1 protein-coding gene and 1 pseudogene are annotated in these 4154 nt (G+C 65.0%); both read left to right on the top strand.

The features are described 5' to 3' along the window. Positions 1-395: 395 nt before the first annotated feature. Complete coding sequence (locus tag DLJ59_RS00460) at positions 396-2708, top strand: protein kinase domain-containing protein (RefSeq protein ID WP_158630756.1); 2313 nt, start codon at positions 396-398, stop codon at positions 2706-2708. Positions 2709-3105: 397 nt separating this feature from the next. Then, positions 3106-3920: pseudogene (locus tag DLJ59_RS00450) on the top strand (IS30 family transposase); the annotation flags it as partial. Positions 3921-4154: the final 234 nt, after the last annotated feature.

Here is a 4154-nt window from a genome sequence, read left to right as displayed (position 1 = left end):
GATCACTGAGCCGCCGCACGCGTACAAGATCTGCCACCGCTACAGCCTGACCGCCCCGACAACGCCCAGCCGACAGGCCCCACGGCGTGTCACCCAACACCGTGAACGTTCGTGGTCACGGCACTAGATAACCAACCCTCCGGCAAGCCGGGCGAACCTCGCCACAGCACGTGCGGCGGGGCCATGTCAAAGCTGCGCCACATCGTTGACGACTTGCCGTAGCCGGATGTGTACTGCCAGAGCCAGCGCTGTGTGGACGTGTGGCTGGTGCCGGCGGCGAAGGTCATCCGGCGGCTTACGCACTAACGGGGAGTGGGCCCTTGCTGGTCATGCCGCTTACGACCTCCTTCCGGTTCGTTCACGAGCCACTTCAGGGCGATGATGACGCTCTGCCGATGCTGGGCAACGCGAGCCTGGTGGAGGGGTTACGGTCTCGTATCATCCATTCCCACGGCGGCGCTTTCCTCGTCACCGGCTTCCGCGGGGTTGGCAAGACGACACTGGTCCTGCGCGCGCTCAACGAGTTGTCGCAGGGCGACGAGGATGATCTCGTGGTGCCGGTGGTGCTGAGTGTGGCCCGGTCGACCGACATTGATCGGCTGCTGTTCGCGGTGACCCGGCGTGTGTTCGAAAGTCTCCACGACCGTGGCCTGCTGTCGCGATTGCCTGCCGACGTGCAGCAGTCCCTGCTGGTGGCCTACATGCGCACGTCGCTGGCGTTCAAGCAGACACGGTCGGAAGCAACCGAGCGGGGCGTCAATGTCGAGGCTTCAAACGGTCGGATCGTGAAGGTTCCCCTGCCCAAGGTCGTGACGACCACGAAGCGCACCCGGTCCCTGGCCACCGAAGCCCAGTTTCTCGCTTACTCGGAGACCGATGTCGAGCACGACATCATCAGGATTGTGTCGCTGCTGCGCCGTAGTGGCTCCGTGACCGTGCCGTTGCCAAGGTGGCGTCGGTGGCTGCAGCCGTGGTCCAAGCCCACCAAGGCCCGGATACGGCTGGTTGTCGTGCTCGACGAGGCGGACAAGTTGACCAGCGCCGATGCAGGGCTTGAGGTGATCGAGAAAATCCTTGGCGGCGTCAAGAACGTCCTGACCATGCCGGGTGTTCACTTTCTCGTTGTGGCCGGGCCGGACCTGCACGACCATGCCATCAGGGACGCCGCTCGAGGCAACAGCATCTACGAGAGTGTTTTTGGATGGCGGCTGTACGTGCCGTGCAGTTGGTCGGCAGTCGACCGTCTCCTCGACGTCGTGCGTGCCGACACTACCGAGTACCCGGCGGAACTCAAGCAGTTCCGCGACTACCTGCAGTTCAAGGCAAGGGGCATACCGCGGCGTCTATTGCAGGAGTTCAACGGGTTCGTCTCCTGGGCAGAGAGCGGCCCGACGCTGCACGTGCAGGAACACGACGCCAAGCGCGTCCAGTTCTACGCCAACCTTGAGGTGCTCCTTAGCGAGCACCTAGAACAAGAGCAGCAACGGCGGGACCAACTGTTCAGCGCCGACATCGACGAGGATCGCCGCAAGCTGAGCGCCTACTACGTTGTGGACTGGGTTCTGCGCAGCGAGGGCGAACCATTCTCCTCGAAGGACTTAGTCCCCGAGGGCGAGCCCCGGCATTTCGATCCCGCTCTCGGCATCTCGGAGCCGGGCGTCGCTCGACTGCTCGAGCACCTGCAACGTCACCAGATCATCGAATACGTCCGGCGGTCTAACGCGACCGCAACGATCATCGGCGACGCAAACGACGCCATCTTCAAGTTGTCCAGCGAAATTCGGCGCGCCCTGTTCGGCTTCGCCGCCGCGAACGAAGCCGAACGCGCGGCCCTGCAGATCTCCGCCTTGGCCGACGGCGGTACGTCTACCGGCGCCGGAGGTGCGGCACTGCCGCCAGTGCGGGTTCTCGCGAATCGATACGAGTTGCGCGAGGCCATCGGGCGCGGCGGCATGGGCACCGTCTACCGAGGTTTTGACCGGCAGTTGCAGCGGGCCATCGCGGTCAAAACCCTCGGCTACTTCGACAGGGACGACCCGGGCGCCCTCGTACGGTTCCGCCGCGAGGCTGACATTGCCGCGCAGCTGCGACACCCGCAGATCGTTCGCACCTACGACGCCGTCGACATCGACGAGGGCGGCGTGGCGATCATCATGGAGCTCATGCTCGGTTCTGATCTGGCATCCGTCGTCGCCGAGTCGGGCGCCTTGCCACCTGACGAGGTGGTGCAGATTGGGCGGCGTCTGGCTAGCGCCTTATCGTACCTGAACGAAAAGCGGATTGCGCGAATCGACCTAAAGCCATCAAACATTGTTATGGAACCCCGCCGGGGTCCGGTCATCGTGGACTTCGGCATCGCACGGCAAGAGGGTCGTGGCAATATCACTGCCGCAGGTCAACTCGTGGGCACACCGATGTACATGGCCCCCGAGACTATTTCTGGCGGGACCCCCGACCACCGCTCCGACATCTATTCTCTGGGCCTCGTTCTGTATTTCTGTGCGACAGGAAAGGTGCCTTGGGAATCAGCCAGCGTGGCGCTGCTGCTGAGCAAGCGCCTCCAGGAGGACATCGACACTTCGACGCTTCCGGTGCCGGCGCGCCTGCGTGACGTCATCGCCACCGCAACTCGGCGTGAACCCGACGATCGGTTCCAAAACGCTGCGGAGCTTGACGCAGCTTTGGCCGCGACGTCGGAATCGACCTAAGGGACGTCTCGTAACTGGGTGAAGGCGCTGCCTAGTGCGGGCCATTGGTGAGCCGGTGAGGATGATGTTGTCGAGGTTGGCGACGCCGGAAGCAGCGTCGGCCAATGTGTGGGCGGCGCGGCGGTAGTCGCGGAGGATCTTGAAACACTTCATCCTGGCCAAGGGCGTTCGACGCCTGCCCGGACGGTGCGGTGTTCGGTGCGGAGTGCTTCCTTCCAGTCCGCCCATCGGCCGCCGTCTGTGGGTTTGTGGTGCGCGGCAAGGTACTGGCGAAGCCCGCGTCCGCCTTGGACCTAGGATCCGATCGTCGTCATTGCGCTGGGCGATCCGCTGCCCCGCCGGGCCCAAGTATCGCTCTATGCGAATGCGTCGATCATTTGGGATGCCTTCGAGCACCCGCTGCCGGTCCAGAACTTCTCGGCGGCTGGCGCTTCGCTCGTATCGGCAGGCCGCCGGCGTAGCCGGTCGAGTCCAGGCCAAGCTGGAAGAGGATTGGAGCCCGCAGCAGATTGCCGCCTGGCTTCGACAGGCCTATCCCGACCAACCCTCGTGGCACGTCTGCCACGAGACGATCTACCAGGCGCTCTACCGCGGCGGCAGAGGTGGACTTAGCCGCCAGCTCACTCGCCGACTTCGCACTGGCCGACCGCTGAGGAAGCGGCGCCGTCGAGCTGACCCGCGCCGCTGCCGCTTCGTGGCTCCCACGCTGTTGATCGAACATCGGCCGGCCGCCGCCCTGCACCGCACCCGCATCGGTGACTGGGAGGGAGACCTCATCGTCGGTCGGCAGAACCAATCCGCCATCGCCACCCTGGTCGACCGCACCAACCGCTACCTGCGGCTGGTGCACCTGCCCGTCGACCGCACCGCCGAGGCCGTCTGCGACGCACTCCTCGCCGTACTGGCGGGACTTCCCGAGGCCGCGCGCCTCACTCTGACCTGGGATCAGGGCGCGGAGATGGCCCACCACCAGCAGATTGCACCGCTGCTGCGTGACGGGGTGTTCTTCGCCCACCCCGGGCGGCCATGGCAGCGTGGCACGAACGAGAACACCAACGGCTGTTGCGCCAGCACTTCCCGAGGCGCTCGGACCCCTCGCAGCACACCGCCGCCGATCTCCGCACCGTCGAGCAACGCCTCAACAACCGGCCCCGCAAGACCCTCGGCTGGCGCACCCCGGCCAACGTCTTCCACGCCGCTCTGGCACCCTGATGATCGTCACTGTTGCGACGACTGCTCGAATCCGCCCGGAACGATGGGGTCAGTTTTCAGGCCGACATCACGTCTTCGTGCAGCAGTCCTGGTACCGAGCCGACCTCGTGGCTCTGACGGTTTGGTCTGGCCCCACTGTGACGGCTTGATTTGGCCCCGGTGGGGTCGTTGCGGGGTCGTGGTGTGACGGCTTGAAGTGGCCCCACCTGGGTCAGATGGCGGGGGGTTGGCGTT

Source organism: Micromonospora inaquosa (genome assembly GCF_003857055.1).
Classification (GTDB): Bacteria; Actinomycetota; Actinomycetes; order Mycobacteriales; family Micromonosporaceae; genus Micromonospora; species Micromonospora inaquosa.
The sequence above is the reverse complement of the archived record's forward strand: the minus strand, read 5'-3'. Positions and strand labels throughout refer to the sequence as shown.

What these genes read in the sequence shown, in the direction of transcription:
- DLJ59_RS00460 (WP_158630756.1), top strand. Translation starts at nt 396, where the DNA reads ATGCTGGGCAACGCGAGCCTGGTGGAGGGGTTACGGTCTCGTATCATC.